This is a genomic window from Nonomuraea sp. NPDC050404, assembly GCF_040655495.1.
In the GTDB taxonomy this organism is placed as follows: domain Bacteria; phylum Actinomycetota; class Actinomycetes; order Streptosporangiales; family Streptosporangiaceae; genus Nonomuraea.
On the sequence record NZ_JBFAKB010000044.1, the window covers coordinates 1 to 20,760 of the forward strand.

21 protein-coding genes are annotated in these 20,760 nt (G+C 70.3%); 8 read left to right on the forward strand and 13 right to left on the reverse strand.

All coding sequences use genetic code 11. The features are described 5' to 3' along the window. From AB0I81_RS59035 to AB0I81_RS59045, 3 genes are all read right to left on the reverse strand, one after another. Positions 1 to 196: DUF4277 domain-containing protein (locus tag AB0I81_RS59035; RefSeq protein ID WP_360678278.1), on the reverse strand; the 196-nt coding region annotated here is incomplete at its 3' end. Positions 197 to 299: 103 nt separating this feature from the next. Further along, a complete protein-coding gene (locus AB0I81_RS59040) occupies positions 300 to 1,313 on the reverse strand; it encodes a GNAT family N-acetyltransferase (RefSeq protein WP_360678280.1) in 1,014 nt (337 codons plus the stop codon). Positions 1,314 to 1,362: 49 nt separating this feature from the next. Further along, positions 1,363 to 1,608: a DUF2630 family protein gene (locus AB0I81_RS59045; protein WP_360678282.1), complete on the reverse strand. Its 246-nt coding sequence runs from the start codon at positions 1,606 to 1,608 to the stop codon at positions 1,363 to 1,365. 38 nt (positions 1,609 to 1,646) lie between these two features. Between AB0I81_RS59045 and ddaH the strand changes: the two genes are divergently transcribed. Next, positions 1,647 to 2,393, forward strand: a complete 747-nt coding sequence (ddaH, locus tag AB0I81_RS59050; protein WP_360678284.1) for a dimethylargininase — start codon at positions 1,647 to 1,649, stop codon at positions 2,391 to 2,393. Positions 2,394 to 2,725: 332 nt separating this feature from the next. Further along, positions 2,726 to 4,432 (forward strand): 2-isopropylmalate synthase, encoded by a 1,707-nt coding sequence (gene leuA, locus AB0I81_RS59055; protein ID WP_360678286.1) that lies wholly within the window; start codon positions 2,726 to 2,728, stop codon positions 4,430 to 4,432. Here leuA and AB0I81_RS59060 read toward each other — a convergent pair. Genes AB0I81_RS59060 through AB0I81_RS59070 form a run of 3 tightly spaced genes read right to left on the reverse strand, consistent with a single transcriptional unit; the run spans position 4,401 to position 7,488 of the window. Next, a complete protein-coding gene (locus tag AB0I81_RS59060) occupies positions 4,401 to 5,027 on the reverse strand; it encodes a hypothetical protein (RefSeq protein WP_360678288.1) in 627 nt (208 codons plus the stop codon). The genes leuA and AB0I81_RS59060 overlap by 32 nt on opposite strands. 26 nt (positions 5,028 to 5,053) lie before the next feature. Then, complete coding sequence (locus tag AB0I81_RS59065; RefSeq protein WP_360678290.1) at positions 5,054 to 7,249, reverse strand: hypothetical protein; 2,196 nt, start codon at positions 7,247 to 7,249, stop codon at positions 5,054 to 5,056. Beyond that, a complete protein-coding gene (locus AB0I81_RS59070; protein ID WP_360678292.1) occupies positions 7,246 to 7,488 on the reverse strand; it encodes a hypothetical protein in 243 nt (80 codons plus the stop codon). Before AB0I81_RS59070 ends, AB0I81_RS59065 begins: the two co-directional genes overlap by 4 nt. Positions 7,489 to 7,712: 224 nt before the next feature. On the opposite strand from AB0I81_RS59070, the gene AB0I81_RS59075 reads away from it, so the two are divergent. From AB0I81_RS59075 to AB0I81_RS59085, 3 genes are read left to right on the forward strand one after another with little or no spacing between them, the layout of a single operon-like run. Then, a complete protein-coding gene (locus tag AB0I81_RS59075) occupies positions 7,713 to 9,089 on the forward strand; it encodes an MFS transporter (protein ID WP_360678294.1) in 1,377 nt (458 codons plus the stop codon). Between the two features lie 44 nt (positions 9,090 to 9,133). Next, entirely contained in the window at positions 9,134 to 11,569 is a 2,436-nt protein-coding gene (locus AB0I81_RS59080) for a PEP/pyruvate-binding domain-containing protein (RefSeq protein WP_360678432.1), read from the forward strand. 10 nt (positions 11,570 to 11,579) lie between these two features. Further along, positions 11,580 to 12,176, forward strand: a complete 597-nt coding sequence (locus AB0I81_RS59085; protein ID WP_360678296.1) for a TetR/AcrR family transcriptional regulator — start codon at positions 11,580 to 11,582, stop codon at positions 12,174 to 12,176. Here the strand turns inward: AB0I81_RS59085 and AB0I81_RS59090 are convergent. The 3 genes from AB0I81_RS59090 to AB0I81_RS59100 are packed head-to-tail and all read right to left on the reverse strand — an operon-like array spanning position 12,157 to position 14,063. Beyond that, positions 12,157 to 13,023 (reverse strand): hypothetical protein, encoded by an 867-nt coding sequence (locus AB0I81_RS59090; protein WP_360678298.1) that lies wholly within the window; start codon positions 13,021 to 13,023, stop codon positions 12,157 to 12,159. The two genes, AB0I81_RS59085 and AB0I81_RS59090, sit on opposite strands and share 20 nt — an antisense overlap. Continuing rightward, positions 13,020 to 13,346 (reverse strand): helix-turn-helix transcriptional regulator, encoded by a 327-nt coding sequence (locus AB0I81_RS59095; RefSeq protein WP_360678300.1) that lies wholly within the window; start codon positions 13,344 to 13,346, stop codon positions 13,020 to 13,022. The genes AB0I81_RS59090 and AB0I81_RS59095 overlap by 4 nt, the downstream gene beginning before the upstream one ends. 24 nt (positions 13,347 to 13,370) lie before the next feature. Then, complete coding sequence (locus tag AB0I81_RS59100) at positions 13,371 to 14,063, reverse strand: TetR/AcrR family transcriptional regulator (RefSeq protein WP_360678302.1); 693 nt, start codon at positions 14,061 to 14,063, stop codon at positions 13,371 to 13,373. Positions 14,064 to 14,185: 122 nt separating this feature from the next. Here AB0I81_RS59100 and AB0I81_RS59105 point away from each other — a divergent pair, with 122 nt between their 5' ends. Genes AB0I81_RS59105 through AB0I81_RS59115 form a run of 3 tightly spaced genes read left to right on the forward strand, consistent with a single transcriptional unit; the run spans position 14,186 to position 16,385 of the window. Next, entirely contained in the window at positions 14,186 to 14,539 is a 354-nt protein-coding gene (locus tag AB0I81_RS59105) for a YrdB family protein (protein ID WP_360678304.1), read from the forward strand. A gap of 2 nt (positions 14,540 to 14,541) precedes the next feature. After that, positions 14,542 to 15,453 (forward strand): NAD-dependent epimerase/dehydratase family protein, encoded by a 912-nt coding sequence (locus AB0I81_RS59110; protein ID WP_360678306.1) that lies wholly within the window; start codon positions 14,542 to 14,544, stop codon positions 15,451 to 15,453. After that, positions 15,450 to 16,385, forward strand: coding sequence for a Gfo/Idh/MocA family oxidoreductase (locus tag AB0I81_RS59115; protein WP_360678308.1), 936 nt, complete (start codon positions 15,450 to 15,452; stop codon positions 16,383 to 16,385). Before AB0I81_RS59110 ends, AB0I81_RS59115 begins: the two co-directional genes overlap by 4 nt. Here the strand turns inward: AB0I81_RS59115 and AB0I81_RS59120 are convergent. The 4 genes from AB0I81_RS59120 to AB0I81_RS59135 are packed head-to-tail and all read right to left on the reverse strand — an operon-like array spanning position 16,369 to position 20,750. Continuing rightward, complete coding sequence (locus tag AB0I81_RS59120; RefSeq protein ID WP_360678310.1) at positions 16,369 to 17,193, reverse strand: trypsin-like serine protease; 825 nt, start codon at positions 17,191 to 17,193, stop codon at positions 16,369 to 16,371. The two genes, AB0I81_RS59115 and AB0I81_RS59120, sit on opposite strands and share 17 nt — an antisense overlap. A gap of 57 nt (positions 17,194 to 17,250) precedes the next feature. Beyond that, complete coding sequence (locus tag AB0I81_RS59125) at positions 17,251 to 18,255, reverse strand: acetamidase/formamidase family protein (RefSeq protein WP_360678312.1); 1,005 nt, start codon at positions 18,253 to 18,255, stop codon at positions 17,251 to 17,253. Further along, a complete protein-coding gene (locus AB0I81_RS59130) occupies positions 18,252 to 19,619 on the reverse strand; it encodes an APC family permease (RefSeq protein WP_360678314.1) in 1,368 nt (455 codons plus the stop codon). Before AB0I81_RS59130 ends, AB0I81_RS59125 begins: the two co-directional genes overlap by 4 nt. A gap of 51 nt (positions 19,620 to 19,670) precedes the next feature. Continuing rightward, on the reverse strand, positions 19,671 to 20,750 hold the full coding sequence (locus AB0I81_RS59135) for a substrate-binding domain-containing protein (protein WP_360678316.1): 1,080 nt from the start codon (positions 20,748 to 20,750) through the stop codon (positions 19,671 to 19,673). Positions 20,751 to 20,760: the final 10 nt, after the last annotated feature.

Genomic DNA, 20,760 nt, shown 5'->3' on the forward strand with positions numbered 1-20,760 from the left:
GCGCAGGAGAGGTCAGCCGGTTGGCCACCAGCACCTCGATCACCTGCCCATGCGTCAACTCGGCCACGTCCCGCACCGGGCAGGCCGCATCCACCCACTCCCGGATCCGCAACCGCGAGCAGAACGCGGCCACCACCGGTAATGCCCCGAGCATCTTCTCCACACTGGCCTGGCCCCACTGCGCACGCTGTCTCACGAGCCCAGGTCATACCGCGCGACGATCACCACGGCAAACTCAACGATCTTCACTTAACTCCACGTGCGGAAAACGGGGCTAGCCGCCCGCGCCTGCAAGCCGGTTAAAGGTCCAGCCGCCAGCCGATCCACTCGTCGAACAACTCGAACCCCATGGCCTCGTTGATGGCGAGCATGTGGGCGTTGGACGTGGCGTTCCAGGTGATGACGCGTTCGACGCCGGGCTCCCGTTCCCGCAGCCAGAGCGCGTTGGAGAGCTTGAGCAGCAGGCCCAGCCGGTGGCCGCGGTGCTCGCGCAGCACCGTCGTGTCCGCCTGCTCGGCCCAGCCGGCGGCGCCGTCGGTGGCCAGCACGATGCGGGTGTATCCGGCGGGAGCCCCGTCGGCGTCGCGGCGGGCGACCATGGTGTACGCGGTCAGGCCGCTGCGCGGGATGCCCTCCTCGCGGGCGCGCAGGCGTTCGAGGCTGTAGTCCGTATCCTCGGAGTCGTCGTCGCGCGGGGCGTCGTTCATGCCGGCCGCGATCGTGGCCAGGTCGGGCAGCAGTTCGGGGGCGGCCGGGCCGATCCAGCGTTCCAGGCTGTAGCCGTCAACCTTGGGGATCATGCGCTCCAGGGCCGTCCAGTCGGCCTTGCGCAGGTCGAAGGTGCGGCGAGCCTCCACGATCGACTCCGTCAGGCCGTGCGCCCGGACGAAGCGGGCGCCGGTGCCGATGGCCGGGGTCTCGGTGAGGAGCAGGGTACGGCCGTGCGCGCGCAGGCGGCCGATGGCGTGCTCCAGGAGCGCCGAGCCGACGCCGCGGCCCCGGTGCCCGGGGCGTACGGCCAGGAAGGGCATCTGGCCGACGTGGCGGTTGTCGAGCTGGTAGAGCCGCACGGCGTAGCCGCCGATGACCTCACCGCCCTCGATCGCCGCCCAGGCCTCGATGCGCGCGCCGGGGGCGTGCGTACAGACGTTGTTGCGGAAACGGGGCAGATGGTACGGGGGTCCCGGGTTCTCCCCGGCGTAGGCGGCCTCGTACGCCGCGTGCAGGTCCGCCACGAGCTCGTGGGGCGGCCCGTCCGCTTTGTCTGCCTTGTCCTCGATGGGGATGGGCTGGATCACCATGCCCTCAGACAAGCGCACACCACCCTGCCGGGGCGACCGATTTTCCACCGGCGGCAGTTGTCTACTGGCGGTAGTTCTGCACCTCGCCCGCCGGCCGGGCGGCGGCGCCGTCCGGGTCCCCGCCCGCGTCGCGCCTGGCCCGGCGCTGCCTGAGCAGGTCCCAGCACTGGTCGAGGGCCGTCTCCAGCTCCTTGACGCGCGCGTGCTCCGCCTCCGAGGTGACCTCGCCCTTGGAAAGCCGGCCGCGCAGCTCGTGTTCCTCGGTGACCAGCGCGCTGATCCTGGTGAGAATCTCGTCGTCCCGCATGCCCAAGACTCTAATCACCGCGTGATAGAACACGCCCTATGTCTGGTATGGCGCTGGTAAGAAAGCCCGGTCCGCGGATCGCCGAGGGCATCGTCACGCACATCGAGCGGGAGCCGGTCGACTACGAGCGCGCCGCCGCCCAGCACGACGCCTACGTCGAGGCGCTCGCCGCGGCGGGCTGGCGGCCGGTGTACGTGCCACGCGCCGACGACCTGCCCGACGCCCCCTTCGTGGAGGACACGGTGCTGGTCTCCGGGCGGCTGGCCGTGCTGACCAGGCCGGGGGCGCCGGAGCGGCGGCCCGAGGTGGAGTCGGTGGCGCGGGTGGTGCGCGAGCTGGGGCTGAACTCGGTCAGGATCGCGCCGCCCGGCACGCTGGACGGCGGTGACGTGTTGCAGGTGGGGTCCACTGTGTACGTGGGGAGGTCGGGGCGTACCAACGACGAGGGGATCGGGCAGCTCATGGCGCTGTTGCCCGAGCGGGAGGTGGTGCCCGTCGAGATGAGCGGGGTGCTGCATCTGAAGTCGGCGGTGACGGCGTTGCCGGACGGGACGTTCATCGGGGATCCGGTGCGTGTTGACTTGCCGGGGATGGTGGTGCCGGAGGAGGAGGCGGGGGCGCATGTGGTGCAGTTGGGCGGTGACCGGCTCCTGCTGGCCGCGTCGGCTCCCCGGACCGCCGCAATGCTCGAAAAGCGCGGATTTTTCGTTGTTACGGTGGATATTTCGGAATATGAGCGCCTGGAAGGCTGCGTGACCTGCCTCAGCGTCCTCATACCGGACTGACCCTGCCTCAGCGTCCTCATACCGGACTGACCCTGCCTCAGGGTCCTCGTACAGACGTGGCCTCCTCATCGTCCTCGTACGGACTGGCCTGCCTGAACCTCACCCGTACCGGAATGACCCTCCCAGGCGTTCCCGAACGAACCTGGCCTGTCCTTTCTCAGGATCTGAGATCCTGGGCGGTGCATGCCGAGACGTCTGGTACCGTTCATGACATGCTTCGCGGCCTCCTTCTTAGCTGCCGCGGCGGGGGCCTCTAAGGCCGGCTCCCTCGCCGCGGAGCGAGCCGTGCGCGTCGGCCATTTTCTTTCTGAGACCGACGAGGAGCACTCGATATGACCGCTCAGCAGCCCAGTCGCATGCCGATTCACCGCTATGAGTCCTATCAGCCCGTCCGGCTGACCGACCGCACCTGGCCCGACAAGGTCATCACCGAGGCGCCGCGATGGTGCGCCGTGGACCTGCGTGACGGCAACCAGGCCCTGATCGACCCGATGGACTCCCACCGCAAGCTGAAGATGTTCGAGCTGCTGGTGAAGATGGGCTACAAGGAGATCGAGGTAGGCTTCCCCGCCGCCTCACAGACCGACTTCGACTTCATCCGGCAGATCATCGAGGAAGACCGCATCCCCGGCGACGTGGTCATCCAGGTGCTGACGCAGGCCCGTCCCGAGCTGATCGAGCGTACCTTCGAGTCCATCGAGGGCGCCAAGCAGGCCATCGTGCACCTGTACAACTCGACCTCCACCCTCCAGCGCCGCGTCGTCTTCGGCCAGGACAAGGACGGCATCACCGCCATCGCGGTCGAGGGCGCCAAACTGGTCAAGAAGCTGGCCGACGCCAGCGAGGTGGACGTGCGCTTCCAGTACTCGCCCGAGTCGTTCACCGGCACCGAGCTGGAGTACGCCGTCGAGGTGTGCGACGCCGTCAACGACGTGTGGCAGCCCACCCCCGACCGCAAGGCCATCATCAACCTGCCCGCCACGGTCGAGATGGCCACCCCCAACATCTACGCCGACCAGATCGAGTGGATGCACCGCAACCTCAAGCACCGCGACTCGATCGTCCTGTCGCTGCACCCGCACAACGACCGCGGCAGCGCCGTGGCCGCCGCCGAACTGGGCTACATGGCCGGCGCCGACCGCATCGAGGGCTGCCTGTTCGGCAACGGCGAGCGTACCGGCAACGTCTGCCTGGTCACCCTGGGCATGAACCTGTTCTCCCAGGGCGTGGACCCCGAGATCGACTTCAGTGACATCGACGAGATCCGCCGCGTCACCGAATACTGCAACCAGCTGCCCGTGCACCCGCGCCACCCGTGGGGCGGCGAGCTGGTCTACACCGCCTTCTCCGGCTCCCACCAGGATGCCATCAAGAAGGGCTTCGAACACCTGGAGCGCGCCGCGGCCGCGGCCGGCGTGCCGGTGGACGACTTCACCTGGGCCGTCCCGTACCTGCCGATCGACCCCAAGGACATCGGCCGCTCCTACGAGGCCGTCATCCGGGTCAACAGCCAGTCCGGCAAGGGCGGGGTCGCCTACATCATGAAGGCCGACCACCAGCTCGACCTGCCGCGCCGGCTGCAGATCGAGTTCTCCAAGGTCGTGCAGGCCCGCACCGACCAGGAGGGCGGCGAGATCAGCCCGGCCGCGATGTACGACATCTTCCGCGACGAATATCTGCCCAACCCGGCCAACCGCTGGGGCCGCCTCAGCCTCCTGGCCCACCGCCACGAGTCCACCGTGGACGAGAAGGACCGCATCAGCGCCGACGTACGCCTCGACGGGGAGATCCGCGAGATCGCCGGCACGGGCAACGGGCCGATCTCTGCCTTCATCGACGCCATCGCCGGGGTGGGGATCCAGGCCCGGGTCCTTGACTATGTGGAGCACGCGATGAGCGCCGGAAGCGACGCCAAGGCGGCCTCTTATCTGGAGTGCGAGGTTGACGGGAAGGTGCTGTGGGGGGTTGGCGTCGACGCCAACGCCACCACGGCCTCGCTGAAGGCGATCATCTCCGCGGTGAATCGCGCTTCTCGCTGATTTTGTTTCCGGCCGCGTCCTCTGGTTGGTGGGGGGCGCGGTCGGTTTTTGCGCTGGGGGTGCAGTTGTGCAGCTTGCCGTAGCGGGTTTGCGCGATGCGCATGAGGTCGATCAGGTCCTTGATGGCGTCCCTGCCTTTCGCGACCTGGGGCAGATAAATATCGATCAGCCGGTCCACACCATCGCAGGGAAATCTGGAGCTTGCTCGGTAGGGCTGCTCGGCGAAGGGCGCACTGGCCACATACGCGACCAAGCCGTCGCCGAGATCGGCGGGAAGCGCGACACCGCCATGCCTGCTGTACAGCCGACGTCTGTCTTTCATGAGGAAGTCCAGGTGTTCCTTGCCCGTCTTCCCGTCCGCCTGCAGCCAGTTCACTTGGAGAGACCGAGGGGTCGTCTCGGGAGACTGGCATTCACCGCTCTCCTCCGTGCCGGTCGTTTCCTCCCCGAAGGATCCGCTGGCTCCGCTCACCAAGCGAAATGCCTGTGCAGAGACGAGCTTGCAGACGTAGGGCGGAGCATCGACGATCGGCTGTGGGGGTGCCGGGGCGGAAACGATGGCTTTCTCGGGGGTGCAGGCGGATATCAGCAACACGAGAGCAGCAGCCAGGCGAAAAGGCCTCATTTTTCAACTCCGGAGGAGGCGGATGGGATCCGCAGCCCGAGATAGTCGTTCACTTTGCTGGTTTCGCGAGAAGCACCGGCGAAGCGGTCGAGCAGGGAACTGCTCCCGCCCTTCGCCCGGGCCCAGCGGAGGAAAGCGCTGTATTCTCGTGAGTTCATTGCGGTGAAAGGCTTTATCGCTGGTGGAGTTCCGGTGGTGAAGATTTCGCCTTCTCTGGGCGCCTGGTCGAGCGCGCCCTTGTTCAGCAGGGCCGTGGCGAGCAGTTGCTCCCCGAGCCTGTCCACCGCCAGTCGATTGCCGGCCAGCGTCTCGTGCGTGTCGTCCATGGTCCGGCCGTGGTTGCCCATTCGCTGCCCGACCTGTTTGGCGATCTCGTCATATGCCACTCCGGCGAGCTTTTCGTAGTCCTTGCCGAGCATCTCGCCGAAGGCTCCCCTGGCCAGTTCGCTCACCTGTTTCGCGCCCGGAACGGGGAGCAGTCCTACCGCGTTGCTCACCATGGTTTTGAGTGCCTCGTCCGCCTTCTTGTCGTCCAGTCCTTGCGCGATCAGCACCTGCCTGCGAATTTCCACGAGTTGCCCGAAAGCCTCCCCCTCCTCCACGGACCGGTCTTCCAGGAAATGCAGGAGGTCGTCCTTGTCGACGAGCCCGTTCTGGTTGAGGTCGTACTGCTTGACGTCCGCCTTCGAGAAGCCGAACAGTTCGGCGTTGGCCGCGTTGAGTCCCACCGGTGGCACCGTGTCGAGTGCGGCTCGCATGTGTTCGGTCTGGGCTGCGATCAGGTTCTCGAAGGTGGTGTCGTCGGCGGTGGCCAAGGTCAGGGCGTATGACAGGTGTTCGGCTGTGGCGTCGCCGAACTTTTCGTGGTTGAGGAGGAGTTGGGAGAGTTGGTCGATGTGGGCCGAGATGGCGCGTCCCAGTGGGTAGGCCAGCGGTGTGTAAAGGTCGAACAAATCCCTGTTCCGGAGTTCCAGGTTGCCGTCCGGGGACATGCCGAAGGCGCCGCGTACTTGGTCGGAAAGGATTTTGGTCAGGTCGGCGGCGAGTTTGGCCGAGGTTGGGTCCTGGCCGGTGGTTGCGGTTACCAGGAGGTCTCTGAGTGGTTTGTGGTCGTCCAGGTGGTTGGCGGCGCCCCAGCGGGTGGTCAGGAGGTAGTCCAGGATGGACTCCTTCCAGCCGGGCGGGGTGTGGTGGAGCAGGGCGTGGGAGGCGTCCCGGCTGAAGGTCGCGGCGTGGAGGAGGTTGTCCACCATCGCGGTCTGGTGTTTGGCGTCCGGGGGGTTCGCGTGGGTGCCGGGGTGTAGCAGGGTGCCGAGGCCGAGGGCGGTGGCCAGGTCGGTGATGGGGAGGTGGCGGGTTCCGTAGGCGGTGTTCAGGGTCCAGGAGTTCTTGCGTTGCTCCTGCTCGTAGACGATCACGTCGCGTCCGACGGTCTCCATGAACTCCTTCGAGTACGGTGGCCTGCCGTCGTGGGCGCGCCAGATGAGCGCCTGGGCCTGGTAGCCCGCGTAGGTGACGCTTCCTGCCTTGTGCTCGGCTCTGCCCTGTTTGGTGAGGTCTGTGAGGAAGTCCGGGCCCTGGTAGGCGGGGCTTCGCCGGTCGGTGCCGGTGGCCAGCGCCGTGCTGAGCATGCGGAGGATGCTTTTGCCCTGGCGCGAGAGTTGGGTCACGGCGGCGGTGTCCTGGCGGGTTCTGGCGTCGCGGATCTGCCGGGCGAGTGAGCCGGGCAGGCGGGTGAGGCCGGCGGGGCCCAGCAGGCCGAGGAAGGTCCTGACGAAGTCGGGCTGGCCGGCGCGTGAGGCGTACTTCTCCAGTTCGGCCACCGCCTTGGCGTCCCCGTCGGCGGCCCGCAGTGCGGCGCGGCCCGCCAGGGTGCCGTCCAGGAGGCCCTGGGCCGCCTCCAGACTGTCGGGCAGTTCCAGGTAGCCGCCGGTGGGTGTGCAGCCGCCGAAGGTGACCTGCCGGCGTTGCAGTTCGTGGAGGAGTTTCTGACGTCGCCGCAGGTCCTGGGCCTGGTCGGTGATCCGCCCCGCCAGTTGGCGCAGTCGTGCGGCCGGGAGGGTGTCGAGGCCGGCGCCGGAGAGTTCGTCATGCAGGCTCGCCGCGAGCTCCGCCAGGCGGGTGGCGGCCTCGGTGTGTTTGGTGGCCATCGCGTCGAATTCGGGCTGTCTGACCCCGGTGAAGTCGGTCATTTCAGGTCCGGGGTCGAGGCCAGCCGCTGGTTCGCGCTGTGGACGGCCTGGGCGAGCATGTCGCGCAGTTCCCGCTGGTCGGCGTGGACCTGGGTGTCGAACCGGCGGCCGGCCGGCCCGACCCACGCGTCCTGCTCCATCAGGCGGCAGGGGAGGTCGAGCGCCTGCCAGTGCTCGTCGGACAGGCGCTGGATCCGCTCCGTCGCGGCGCGCATCGCCTGGCGGTCGAGGTCGGGCACGTGGATCCCCTTGTACGGGTCGGCAGGCGACTACGGGCGGCAAGCGACACGGACGGCAGGCGACGTGTTCGCGCGTGTACACACCGTAATCAAGGTGGGTCGGCGGAACAAGCGAAGTCTGGTGAATGGCATGACTTGGCTGTGGGTGATAGTGAACGTTGCGTTTCTATGCGGCGAAGCCTATTCTGGTTAGAGAACGTAGCGTTTACTAAAGGGGCGGTGTCATGGGGCTCGTGTTGGCGGGGTTGATACTGGCGATGCTGCTCGGCGCCCTGGACCAGACGATCATGGCGCCCGCGCTGCCCGCCGTGGCCGGCTCGCTCGGCGGGCTCGACCGGATGCCCACCGTCATCACCGCCTACGTCGTCGCCGCCACCGTCGTCATGCCCGTCTACGGCAAACTCGGCGACCGCTACGGCCGCAAACCCACCATGCAGGCCGCCATCGTCCTGTTCGTCACCGGAGCCGTGCTCTGCGCGGTGGCCACGTCCATGCCGCAGTTCATCGTCTTCCGCGCGCTGCAGGGGATGGGCGGCGGCGGGCTGATGATCGGCGCGCAGGCGATCATGGGGGAGATCGTGAGTCCCCGGGAGCGGGGGCGGTATCTCGGGTACATCGGGGCCGCCTACGTCGTGGCCGCCGTGGGCGGGCCGCTGGTCGGCGGGTTCTTCGTCGATGAGCTGAGCTGGCGGTGGATCTTCGCCATCTATCCGCCGATGGGGCTGCTGGCACTGGTGGTGCTGAGCGTCGCGCTCAAGCTGCCACGGCCGCGAATCCGGGCACCGCTCGACGTGGCGGGGGCCGTCACGCTGGCCGTCGCCGTGGTGGGCGTGGTCATGGTAGGGGAGAGCGGCAGTCCCGCCTACCTCCTGCTCGCGGCCATCGGGCTGGTGGGGTGGCTGGTCAGCGCGCGGTACGCGAAGGACCCGATCCTGCCGCTGCGGCTGTTCAGGGACCGGGCGTTCGCCGTGCCCGTGCTGATCAGCCTGCTCATCGGGTTCGCGCTGTTCGGGACGATCACGTACATGCCGGCGTACGTGCAGGTCGCCTGGCACACCAGCGCGACGGGAGCCGGGCTGCTGGTGACCGCGCTGATGGGCGGCGTGCTGCTCACCACCGTCGTGTCGGGGCGGCTCATCACGCGCACCGGGACGTACAAGCCCTATCCCGTCGCGGGCACGGCCTTGGCGGCGGCGGGGCTCGGGCTGATCGGGCCGGGTGGCACCTCGCCGGTGCTGCTGGGCCTGGCGATGTTGCTGACCGGGCTGGGGGTCGGGCTGGTCATGCAGGTCATGGTGCTGGCCGCGCAGAACGCCGTCGAGTACGCCGACCTGGGCGCCGCCACCTCGTCGGTCACCTTCCTGCGCCAGATCGGCGCCTCGGCCGGGGTCGCGCTGGTGGGCGCCCTGATCACGCTGCGGTCCGGCATCTCCGGCACCGCGACCGCCGACCTGCCGCCACACGTACGCGAGGCGTTCGCCGCCGCCGCGCCGCCGGTGTTCGCGGCCATGGCGCCGCTGCTGGTCGTGGCCTTCTTCCTCGCGCTGGCCCTGCCGGCGCGCCCCCTTCGCACCACCGCATACGCCGAGGAGAGATCTTGAAACTCGTCGCACCCCTGAACGCCTTCGGCCGCGCCGACCTGGCCATGGCCGGTGGCAAGGGCGCCAACCTGGGGGAGCTGGTCAGGAACGCCTTTCCGGTTCCCGGCGGCTTCGTCGTCACCACGCACGCGTACGAGATCGTCGCCCGGGGCGGACGGAACGTGCGTGCGTACTTCGAGCGGGTCGAAATGCCCGGTGAGCTGCGTCAGGCGATCACCGGCGCCTACGCGGCGCTCGGCGGCGGGCCCGTGGCCGTGCGGTCGAGTGCCACCGCCGAGGACCTGCCGGGGGCCGCGTTCGCCGGCCAGCAGGACACCTACCTCAACGTCGTCGGCGAGCAGGCGCTGCTGGATGCCGTACGCCGCTGCTGGGGCTCGCTCTGGACCGACCGCGCGATCGCCTACCGCGCCAGGCTCGGCATCGACGACGCCGAGGTGAAGATCGCGGTGGTCGTGCAGAGCATGGTGGCGGCGGAGGTGGCGGGCGTCATGTTCACCGCCGATCCGGTCAGCGGGGACCGGGCGCGGGTGGTGATCGACGCCAGCGGCGGCCTGGGTGAGGCCGTCGTCTCCGGGCTGGTCACGCCGGATCACTATGTGGTGAGCGGCCGGGACGGCAGGATCGACTTCACGCCAGGACGCCGCGAGGTGGTCATCAGGGGCGTCGCCGGCGGCGGTGTCACCCATGAGAGCGGGACGGCGGAGGCGGGCGCGCGCCTGCCGGACGAGGTGGTGACAGAGCTGGTCAGGCTGGGGCGGGAGGTGGCCGGGCACTTCGGCCGGCCGCAGGACATCGAGTGGGCGTACGCGGGCGGCCGCGTCCACCTGCTGCAGGCCCGGCCGATGACCGCGCTGCCGCCGCCCCCGGTGGGCAGGCTCAACCCGGTGCAGCGCCGGTTGGCCACGGTCCTGCTGGAGTACCTGCCCGAGCGGCCCTATCCGATCGACATGTCCACCTGGGTCCCGTACGGGCCTGCGGGGCTGATGAGCAGGATCATGGGGAGCTTCGGCGTGCGGCACGCGTTTGAAGGGTTCCTGCGTGAGGAGGACGGTGTCGCCTACGCCCTGCTGCCGCGAACACCGCGCCCGACCGTGCGTACGCTCGCCGCGCCGTTCCAGGTGCTGGCCAAGGCGCGCAGGTACGACCCCGCCCGGTGGACCGGGGACCGGCGGTTCCGCGACTACCTGGCGCAGGTCGAGGAGCTGGCCGCGCGGGACCTGAAGGCGATGCCGTGGGCCGAGTTGGTGCGCGTGCCCAGGCAGGCGCTCGCCCTGGTGGCGCCCGTCGCCGACCTGCGCACGGACTACCTGCCGGGTGCCGGGCTGGCGCTGCTGCGGCTGCTGGTGACGCTCGGGTTGTTGCGGCGCCGCGTGTTGTTCGCCGATCTGCTGCACGGGGCGCGCACCCGTACCTCCGACACCAATCGGGCGCTGGAACACCTGGCCGAGGTGGCGAGGCGGACGAAGGCGCTGGAGGCGGATCCGCTGCCGCCGGAGTTCGCGGCCGGGCTGGCGGCGTTCCTGGCGGAGTACGGTCACCGCGAGACCGCGAGCCCCATCCTCGTCACCCCACCCGCGTGGGCCGACGCGCCCGAGGTGGTGCTCGACCTGATCAAGGTGCTGGCCGGGGAGAGGGCGCCGACCGGGGAGCCGGTGCCGGACGGGGCTCGGGGGCCGATCGGGGAGCCGCACCCGTGCGGGGAGACGGACGACGCGCTCGCGCGGTTGCTCACCCACCCCCTGCTGCGCGGGGCGGGCCGCCGGGCCAGGATCGTGCGCTGGGTGGAGGCGGCGCGCGCGGGCGTGGCCTTCCGGGAGGACAGCCACTTCTACTTCACGATGCCGCAGCCCATCCTGCGCAGGTCGCTGCTGGAGCTGGGAAACCGGTTGTGCGAGGCCGGCGTGCTGGAGGAGCCGGAGGACGTCTTTCACCTGCGGCTGGAGGAACTGGAGGCCATAGGGGACGTGGCGGACCTGGAGGCCATAGGGGACGTGGCGGACCTGCAAGCGGGGGAGTCGGGGGACGTGGCGGGGCCGCGGGTGGCGGAGGGCGAGCGGTTGCGTGAGACGGTCAGGGCGCGGGCGGCCAAGCGGGAGGAGTTGTCCGGCGTGCGGCTCATCGATCCGGCAGCCGTCTTCCCCGTGGCCGAGACGGGCGAGGCGCTGCTCAGGGGCGCGCCGGCCGGCGGGGGATCCGCGACGGGACCGGTGAAGGTGATCAGGAAGCCCGCCGACTTCGGCCGGCTAGCCTCCGGAGACGTGCTCGTCTGCCCGTACACCAACCCCTCCTGGACGCCGCTGTTCCAGAGCGCGGCGGCCGTGGTCGTGGACACGGGTGGCGCGGCCTCGCACGCCGCCATCGTGGCCAGGGAGTACGGCATCCCGGCCGTCATGGGTACCGGCAGCGCCACCTCGGTGCTGCAGGACGGCCAACTGGTCACCGTGAACGGTGACACCGGCACGGTAACCCGGTCTACCTAAAATGCATCACATGGTCAACGACCACCGCAAGCTGCCACGACGCCGGGGCGAGGCGCTCAGCGCCGCCATCTACCAGGCCACGCTCGACGAACTGGCCGAGGTCGGCTACGCCGGGCTGACCATGGAGCGCGTCGCCGAGCGCGCCAAGGCCGGCAAGGCGTCGCTGTACCGGCGCTGGCCCACCCGGATCGAGCTGGTGATGGAGGCGGTCTACCAGTCGCTGCCCACTCCGGAGAGCGCGCCCGACACGGGCAACCTGCGCGACGACCTGGTGGCCATGCTCACGCTGACGGCGCGCGCCCTGTCGGGCCCGGCGGGTGAGGCGATGCGCGGGCTGCTCGGTGAGGCGCTGCGCGGGGAGTCGCCGCTGGGCACCCTGCGGCGCAACTCCCAAGGCACGGCCAGGAAGCTGATGGAGGAGGTCGTGCGCCGGGCCGTCGAGCGCGGCGAGATCGACCCCGAGCGGGTCACCCCTCGCCGGCTCGACGCCGGACACGCGCTGCTGCGCCACAACTTCCTCTTCGAGGGCCCGCCGATCGCGGACGGACTCGTCGTCGAGATCGTGGACGAGGTTCTCATGCCGCTGCTCAAACCGGGATCGGGCTGAGCTCCGGCTCGTACGGGGCGCGCCTGAGCACGGTACGCGCGACGAGCGCCGTCAAGCCGGTGCTGACCAGCGCGCCGGCCGCCACCGAGGTCACGTACCACGGCGACGCCTGCCCCAGCCCCAGCGCCAGCAGGCCCGTCACGGTCAGCCATGCGATCGCGTTCAGCATGGCCGCCACCGCCAGCGACTTGCCGGCGGCGCGCGCCGCGCCCGCGATCGCGGGGGAGGATGCCGCGATCAGCGGCAGCGGCAGCACCAGGACCATGAGGGTCGGCACGAAGAAGCCGGCCGCCATGGCGTCGCCGAGCGCCCCGAAGGGATGGGTCAGCTCAAGGACGAGGTAGAAGCCCAGGACGAGGACGATCGGGCAGGCCACGACGACCGCCGTCCTGAGCACGCGTCGCCCGGCCGTCCGCGCCTGCACGCCGTAGGGGGCCCGCTTCCCGGCGGCGCGCGCGGCGATGCCGAGCTGCCAGGGCGACAGCAGCGCCATCGCGCCCGCCGCGGTGAAGCACGACGTGGCCGTCCTGAACAGCCAGCCCACGTCCGCAGCCTGTGCCACCGAGAACTCGAGGCGAGCCGCGCCGCCCACGGCCGGGCCCCACAACAGCCACAGGCCGCACAGCCCGGCGACCAGAACCGCAGCGAGCGGCGGGCGCAGCGGCCGGGCGCCCGGGATGCGCCGGTGGTGCAGCCAGGCGTCGCCCGCCCCGCGGACCAGGTCGGCCACGGTCCGCAGCCGCGCCGGCCGCGCCTCGATCAGGTCGGCGACCTCCTCGCCGTAACGCTCCCGCCACGCCGCCGGATACAGCCTCAGCATCCCCCGCGCCACTGCCCGCATCATCATGCCGTCCCCCATGCCACGCTCCGCCTGACCCCCGCCTGCTCGATCCTGCGAAGCGTGGCGAGCTGCTCGCGCAGCGCGTCACGCCCGCTCTCGGTGATCCGGTACGGCTTGCGCCGCTCCGCCGACGCGACGGCCTCGATCCAGCCGCGCTCCTCCAGCCGCATCAGCGCCCCGTAGAGCGTCCCGGGCTCCAGCGATGTCCCAGAAAACTCCTCTATGTCGCCGATCATCCGATATCCGTGTTTCTGCCCCTCTGCGAGGCTGATGAGCACCAGCAGCGCCACGTCTGTGAAGCGGCCGAGCTCCTGTGACCTACGAGCCATGTATTCAGTAAAACTTAGTAAGTCTCACTGAGCAAGTCCGATCGTCTCCGCCATCCGCCGCATCGCATGGTCGAACGCCCCGCGCCGATCCACGAACGAGTGATTGAACTGCCCGAACACCTCGAAGCTGACCCACCCGTACAGTGCCGTCCATGCCGTCACCGCCCGCCAGATCACGCCGTCGGGCACCCCGGGCATGAGCTCGCGGAAACCCTCGACCCCCTCCTCCAGCTCCTGCGGGACCTCCTCCGCCGGGGTGCGCAGCGCGCCGGCCCGCCAGGCGTCGGAGGCGATGCGGCCCAGCACGGTCACGTCGCGCACCCGGGCCGCCACCGTGTCCTGGGGCGCCTGGTAGCCGGGCACGGGGGAGCCGTAGACCAGCGCGTACTCGTGCGGGTGCGCCACGGCCCAGTCGCGCACCGCGTGGCAGGCCGCGAGCCAGCGCGCCGTGTGGTCCTCCTGCGGGGCCGCCGCGTCGGCGCGTTCCACGGCCTCGCCGAGCGCGTTGTAGCTGTCGATGATCAGGGTGGTGAGCAGGTCGTCGCGGCTCGGGAAGTAGCGGTAGATGGCCGAGGAGACCATGCCCATCTCCCGCGCCACGGCCCGCAGCGACAGGCCGCCCGCCCCCTCGGTGGCGAGCTGGCGCCGGGCGATGTCGGTGATCTCCTTGGTGAGCTCGGCTCGAACCCGTTCTCTGGCGCTTCGGCTGGCTGTCATGTGCAGGAGGTTATCAGAGCAGTGGAAAAAATCGAGAGCACTGCTCTTGACGAGCGCCGCTCTTTTGAGAGAGCATTGCTCTCGTAAGCGACCCGCCCAAAACGGAGATCACGGAGGCTGCAATGCTGGTCCTGGCCAAGAACGCCAATGCGTTGCTGATGTTCCTGCTGGAGCTCGGCGTGCTGTTCTCCGTCGGCTACTGGGGCTTCACGCTCAGCGCGGGCTGGGCCGTCAAGCTGCTGGTGGGGATCGGCGGCCCGGCGCTGTTCGTGGCCGCCTGGGCGCTGTTCGGGGCGGGCGGTGGCAAGAACGCCACGTACCCGCTCACCGGCCTGGCGCGCGCCGCGCTGGAAATCCTCTGGTTCGGCGGCGGCGCCCTGGCGCTCTACGCCTCGGGGCTGGCGGCCTCCGCCGCCGTCTTCTACGGGCTCTTCATCGTCAACGCGGTCCTCCGCATCGTCTGGAACGAGGTCTGATCATGGGTAAGCACGTCGTCGTCGGTTCCGGCCAGGTCGGCGGGCACGTGGCCGCCAAGCTCATCGCACGGGGGCACGAGGTCGTCGTCGTGACCCGCTCGGGCAGCGGCCCGGAAGGCGCGGTCAAGGTGGCCGCCGACGTCGCGGACGCGGCCAGGCTGAGCCAGGTCGCCAAGGGCGCCGACGTCCTGTACAACTGCGTCAACCCGCAGTACCACCGCTGGCTCACCGACTGGCCGCCGATGGCCGCCGCCTTCCTGGCCGCCGCCGAGTCGAGCGGCGCCGTCTACACGATGCTCGGCAACCTCTACCCGTACGGCCCCGTCACCGGCCCGATGACCGAGGACCTGCCGCTCGCCTCCACCGACCCCAAGTTCCGCGTACGCGCCAAGATGTGGACCGACGCCCTGGCCGCCCACGAGGCCGGCCGGATCAGGGCGACCGAGGTGCGCGCCTCCGACTTCTTCGGCCCCGGCGCCTCCGACCAGGGCTACCTGGGCGACCGTTTCCTCGTGCCGCTCCGGCAGGGCAAGACGATCTCGCTGATCTGGCCCGCCGACGTACCGCACAGCTGGAATTACCTGCCCGACGTGGCCGACGCGCTGATCACGGCCGGGAGCGACGAGCGGGCCTGGGGCCGGCCCTGGCACGCGCCCACCGCGGAGCCGCTGACCTTCCGCCAGGTCGGCGAGCGCATGGCCGAGCGGCTCGGCAGGCCCGCGCCCAGGATGCGCACGCTGCCGTGGCCGGTGCTGAGGGTGACCGGGCTGTTCGTGCCCATGCTCGGCGAGCTGGGGCACGTCCGCTACCAGTTCACCGCGCCGTTCGTGCTCGACTCCTCGGCCTTCCAGCGTACGTTCGGCGCCGCGCCTACCCCGATCGACGAGGCGCTCAAGGCTACCCTCGACGGATGAAGACAGCCATGATCGGCCTGGGCGACATCGCGGAGAAGGCGTACCTCCCCGTGCTGGCCGCCCAGCCCGCTCTCGATCTGCACCTGTGCACCCGCAACGAGGCCAGGCTCGACCGGCTCGGCGACGCCTACCGGATCGGCGCCCGGTACACGAGCGTGGACGACGTGATCAAGGCCGGGATCGAGGCGGCGTTCGTGCACGCGGCCACCGACGCCCACCCGGAGATCGTCGAGGCGCTGCTCAGCGCGGGCATCCACGTCTACGTGGACAAGCCCATCGCCTACACCCTCGCCGAGTCGGAACGCCTCGTGCACCTGGCGCGGGCCCAGGACAGATCCCTCATGGTCGGCTTCAACCGCCGCCACGCCCCCGGCTACGCCGGCCTGGCCGCCCACCCCCGGCATCTCATCGTCATGGAGAAGAACCGGCACAACCTGCCCGACAATCCGCGCAGGGCCGTCTTCGACGACTTCATCCACGTGGCCGACACACTCAGGTTCCTGGCTCCCGGCGAGATCACCGGCACCTCGATCAGGACCCGCGTCAGGGACGGCCTCATCGAGCACATCGTGCTGGAGTTGTCGGGCGACGGCTTCACCGCCATCGGCGTCATGAACAGGATGAGCGGGGCCAGCGAGGAGACCTGCGAGGCCATGGGCGAGGGCGCCAAGCGCCGGGTGGTCAACCTCGGCGACGTCATCGACTACCAGGGCGGCGAGACCCTCGCCAGGCGGCCCGACTGGGTGCCGGTCGCGGGGCAGCGCGGCATTGAGCAGGTCAGCCTGGAGTTCCTGGCCGCGGTGCGCGAGGGCCGCCGCATCGACGCCGCCGACGCCCTGGCCACCCACGCACTGTGCGAAGAGATCGTCCAGGCGGCGGAGTACCGGGCGGGCGTCCAGGCGGCCGAGGGGGCCGTCAGCGCGTCGGGGTGAGCCGCATCTCCCGGTCGGCCCTGGCGTACATGCGCTCGAAGGGTCTTCCCCCCAGCCGGGTCAGCACGGTGTAGCCCTTGGCGTCGCCCAGCGGGCTGGATGAGGACACGACGCCCGCCACCGCGCCGCCGTACAGCGCGGGGCCGCCGCTGCCGCCCGCCGCGGCGTGACAGTTGCGGGTCACCATCAGCCCGGGACCCTCGGAGACCCCCTCGACCGTGTCGCCCAGACAGCGGTACATCGTCGAGCCCGGATAGCCCTTGCCCGCCGGATAGCCGAGCAGTTCGAGCCCGCGCAGCGCGGTCCCCCTGGTGGTGGGCATCGGCCGCAGGCCCCGGCCGGTGACCTCCTCCAGCGGGCGCGCGCGGCGCACGACGCCGACCAGGCCCACGTCGTACGGCAGCAGCTCCGAGGAGAAGGGCCGGTTGCGCCACCGGGCCGGCACGTACGTGCGCACGACCGGCCACACGCCCAGCCGCGGCCTGCCCTCGTCGTAACCCGGCAGGAACGCCAGGTGCTTGAGCAGCCGCCCGCCGTGGTAGAGGCAGTGCGCGGCCGTCAGCACCAGGCTGCGGCTGCGCGAGCCGATCACCGTGCCGCCGCACAACACGTCCGTCTTGGCGACCGGGTCACGGCCGAGCAGCACCCCGGTCAGCCGCCGCGCCCCCGTGAAGGGGCGCGGGACCGGCGCGTAGCCCAGGCGGTCCCCGTCAGGGGTCAGTACGCGGGGTACGGGGACGTTACGATGCGACACCTCGGCGACGGCGGCTGGATCGAGCAGGACCAGAGACAGCACCAACCTGAGCACCCTCCCACCATAGGACGGTGATGATCAGTGCCCTGAGCTGCGACATCAAGGTTTACCCTAACTTGTGTACGCGGAACCCAGAGCCCGCAGCCGGGCGTGCGCACCCTCGTAGACCGAGGTCCGGCCCAGATACGTCTTGGGCATCTTGGCGACCATCGTGTAGTTGGTGTCGCACACGTTCCCGACCGGCGCCTGCCCGGCCTGACTGACGAGCTGGTAGGCGTCGAGGGTGTCCAGGCCGGTCAGCTCCGAGGCCCAGGTGACCAGGTCGTGCTGGCTGATCCGGTAGGCGTCCTCCAGCGGCCTGGCCGATCCCGTGGACATCAGGTGCAGGTCGTCCTCCAGCCGCGGCCACGGCGTGGCGACCCCCTTGATCAGCTCGACCGCGACCACCGTGTTCATCGCCGACTCCACCGCGGTCCCGCACACCTCGCCGTGCCCCTGCAGCCCGTGCCCGTCACCGACGGCGAACAGCCCGCCCTCGACGTTGACGCCCAGGTAGACGGTGACGCCCGCGCGCAACTCGGGGGTGTCCATGTTGCCGCCGTGCGCGTCGGGGGTGATCGTCATGCGGGCCTCGTTCGCGCCCGGGGCCACGCCGACCGTGCCGTGCATCGGGTCGAGCGGCAGCGCCACGCTGAAGTCGCTGTTGCGGGCGTGGTAGACGGCCACGTTCCGGTCCAGGTCGATGTCGTAGCGCCAGACGCGCTCCTCCAGCGGCGGTTGCAACATGGCCGTGGTGTGGGTGCCGGTCAGCGCGCCGAAGTGCGGGAACGTCGTGGACACCGCCCAGTCCCTGGCCGGCGTGATCTTGATGAAGTGCAGCGCCAGCGTGTCGCCCGGCTGGGCGCCCTCCACGTGGAAGGGGCCGGTCACGGGGTTCAGGTACGGGAACTCGCACACCCGCGAGGGCAGGTCGTCCACGGTCCGCACCAGGCCGCCGAAGCAGTCCTCGGTGTACAACTCCAATATCGTGCCCGGCCGTACCTTGGCGACGGGCGAGCGGCCACCGAAGGTGTAGCTCAGCTCGTCCGGCTCGGGACGGTAGGAGAAGACGTTCATTTGACCTCCGAAGGCAGTACGGGCCGGCGGCCCAGCAGGTAGGAGACGCCGAGGACGACCAGGCCGGCGGCCAGCCAGATGCCGCCGGCCCACTGGGCGGCGACGTTCTGGTTGATCACGACGGCCACCAGGACGGCGAAGCCGATCACGGGCGCCACCAGGTGGGCCCAGTAGTTGCGGCTGCGCTGCTTGATCGCGTAGTGCACCACCACGGCGACGTGCAGCAGCAGGAAGGCGCTCATGGCGCCGAAGTTGACCAGCGAGGCCAGCTCGCCCATGCCGTTCTCCCTGATGCTCATGTAGATGCCCAGCACCAGGGAGATGCCGGCCACCGCGAGGGTGGCGTTGACCGGCACGCGGCGCTTGGCGTCCACGGACGACAGGAAGCGCGGGAGCTGGCGGTCGCGGGCCATCGCGAACAGCAGGCGCGAGGTGGCGGCCTGCGCGACCAGCGAGTTGGCGAAGCCCCACGCGACCGCGGTGGCCACGGCGGTGAGCACCGACAGCCACTGGCCGCCGGCGAACGCGGCCATGTCGTAGAACGCGCTGCCGGCGGCGTCGCCCTCGGCGATCAGCTTCGCGCGGTTGGGCGTGAGCAGCGCCGCCACCCACGTCTGGACCACGAACAACACGGCCGCCACGGCGAGCGCGGCCACCATGGAACGGCCCAGCCGCCGGGCGTCCTCGCGGTTCTCCTCGGCCAGGGTGGAGATGCCGTCGAAGCCGAGGAACGACAGCACGGCCACCGACGCCGCGGCGAACACCACGCTCCAGGTGAAGGAGGAGGAGTCGAAGAGCGGGGTGAGCGCGCCGGCCTGCGCCTTGCCCTGGGCCAGCGCGAGGCCGCCGACCACGAGGAAGATCGCCAGCACCGCCAGCTCGGCGACCAGCATGATGCGGGTGATCCTGGCCGTCATCTGGATGCCCAGGTAGTTGACGACCGTGTTGAGCAGCACGAACAGCACCAGCCATGCCCAGACGGGGACGCCGGGCACGAAGGAGTTCATCGCCGTGCCGGCCACCAGGTAGAGCAGCGAGGGGACCAGTACGTAGTCCAGCAGGATCGCCCAGCCGGCCATGAAGCCGACCGGGGGCGCGATGCCGCGCCCCGCGTAGGTGTAGACCGAGCCGGCCATCGGGAAGGCGCGGGCCATCTGCGCGTACGACAGCGCCGTGAAGGCCATCGCCACCAGCCCGATGACGTACGCCAGCGCCACCATCCCGTGGGAGATGGCGAAGACGTTGCCGAAGATGCCGAAGGGTGCGATCGGCACCATGAAGATCAAGCCATAGATCATCAGATCGGCGAAGCCCAGGGAACGCTTGAGTTCCTGCCGGTAGCCGAACTGCTCGATTGTGCTCATTACGGCTCCAAAGTGCTTGGGGGGCGTCTCGCACCTTAAAGCCAAAGTTTTCTACTGAAAAGGTTTCTCCAGGAAGAAGTCAAGGCCGTCGGCCCTGCCCAGATGTACGGGCCGGCGCACCTGCCGGTCCAGCAGCGTGAGCCTGCCGCGCGCGCTCGTGATCGTGGTCCCGTCGGCCACCGCGTCCAGTTCGGGCACCGCCAGCGAGCCCGCCCGCGCGCACAGCGCGGCCAGCATGGCCACCGCCTCGTAGCAGCCGTGGCCGTGGGCGTTGAGCATGGGCGCGTCCCGGCCGAACCTGGCCGCGTAGCGCTCGGCGAAGTCGAGGCCGGCCGTGGTGGTCAGGTCGCGGAAGTACCCCATGGATGAGAACAGCCCGCCGGTGGCATCGCCGCCGATGCCCAGCAGGCCGTGTTCCTCCAGCGCCCCGCACAGCCGGGCCGCGCCGAGCCCGGCGGCGGCGTAGGCCCGGTTGAAGGCCACCAGGTCGCTGCCGATCAGCGTCAGCAGGATGGCGTCGGGGCGCGTCTCGGCCAGCCGGTCCAGCCAGCCGGTGGCCTCGCCGTACCGGACGAACTTCTCGCCGATCACCTCGGCACCGGCCGCGCGCAGCCGTCTGCGGGCGCCGGCGTGCACCAGCCGGGGCCAGATGTAGTCGTTGCCCAGCAGGTACCAGCGGCGCGCCCGGCGCGGTCCCGCCAGCCACTCGATGCCCGGCGCGAGTTGCCGGTCGGGGGTCTCGCCGAGGAAGTAGACGCCGGGCGCCCTGCCCCCGCCCTCGTACGGCGGGGCGTACACGAACGGCACCCGCCCCGCGATCGCGGCCACCACCGCCACCCGCACGTCGCTGGCATGGGTGCCCGCCACGGCCGCCACCGTGCCCGATCTGACCAGCCCGGACACCTCGGCCGCGACCTGCCGCGCCGGTTGCCCGCCGTCGATGAGGACCAGTTCGACCGGCCGCCCCAGCACGCCGCCCCCGGCGTTGACCTCCTCGGCGGCCAGCACGGCGCAGTTGATCGCGCACGGGCCCACCAGGCCGAGAACCCCGGACACGGGGACGATCAGGCCGACCCTGATCGAGTCCGAAGGCAGGAGCCGGGCTTCGAGAGGATCGACGGTCGCCGCCACGCCGACGAGT

Coding starts and splice junctions, on each gene's coding strand:
- AB0I81_RS59045 (WP_360678282.1), bottom strand. CDS start 1,608: ATGCGGGACGACGAGATTCTCACCAGGATCAGCGCGCTGGTCACCGAG.
- ddaH (WP_360678284.1), top strand. CDS start 1,647: ATGTCTGGTATGGCGCTGGTAAGAAAGCCCGGTCCGCGGATCGCCGAG.
- leuA (WP_360678286.1), top strand. CDS start 2,726: ATGACCGCTCAGCAGCCCAGTCGCATGCCGATTCACCGCTATGAGTCC.
- AB0I81_RS59065 (WP_360678290.1), bottom strand. CDS start 7,249: ATGACCGACTTCACCGGGGTCAGACAGCCCGAATTCGACGCGATGGCC.
- AB0I81_RS59075 (WP_360678294.1), top strand. CDS start 7,713: ATGGGGCTCGTGTTGGCGGGGTTGATACTGGCGATGCTGCTCGGCGCC.
- AB0I81_RS59080 (WP_360678432.1), top strand. CDS start 9,134: ATGGCCGGTGGCAAGGGCGCCAACCTGGGGGAGCTGGTCAGGAACGCC.
- AB0I81_RS59085 (WP_360678296.1), top strand. CDS start 11,580: ATGGTCAACGACCACCGCAAGCTGCCACGACGCCGGGGCGAGGCGCTC.
- AB0I81_RS59090 (WP_360678298.1), bottom strand. CDS start 13,023: ATGATGATGCGGGCAGTGGCGCGGGGGATGCTGAGGCTGTATCCGGCG.
- AB0I81_RS59095 (WP_360678300.1), bottom strand. CDS start 13,346: ATGGCTCGTAGGTCACAGGAGCTCGGCCGCTTCACAGACGTGGCGCTG.
- AB0I81_RS59100 (WP_360678302.1), bottom strand. CDS start 14,063: ATGACAGCCAGCCGAAGCGCCAGAGAACGGGTTCGAGCCGAGCTCACC.
- AB0I81_RS59105 (WP_360678304.1), top strand. CDS start 14,186: ATGCTGGTCCTGGCCAAGAACGCCAATGCGTTGCTGATGTTCCTGCTG.
- AB0I81_RS59110 (WP_360678306.1), top strand. CDS start 14,542: ATGGGTAAGCACGTCGTCGTCGGTTCCGGCCAGGTCGGCGGGCACGTG.
- AB0I81_RS59115 (WP_360678308.1), top strand. CDS start 15,450: ATGAAGACAGCCATGATCGGCCTGGGCGACATCGCGGAGAAGGCGTAC.
- AB0I81_RS59125 (WP_360678312.1), bottom strand. CDS start 18,255: ATGAACGTCTTCTCCTACCGTCCCGAGCCGGACGAGCTGAGCTACACC.
- AB0I81_RS59130 (WP_360678314.1), bottom strand. CDS start 19,619: ATGAGCACAATCGAGCAGTTCGGCTACCGGCAGGAACTCAAGCGTTCC.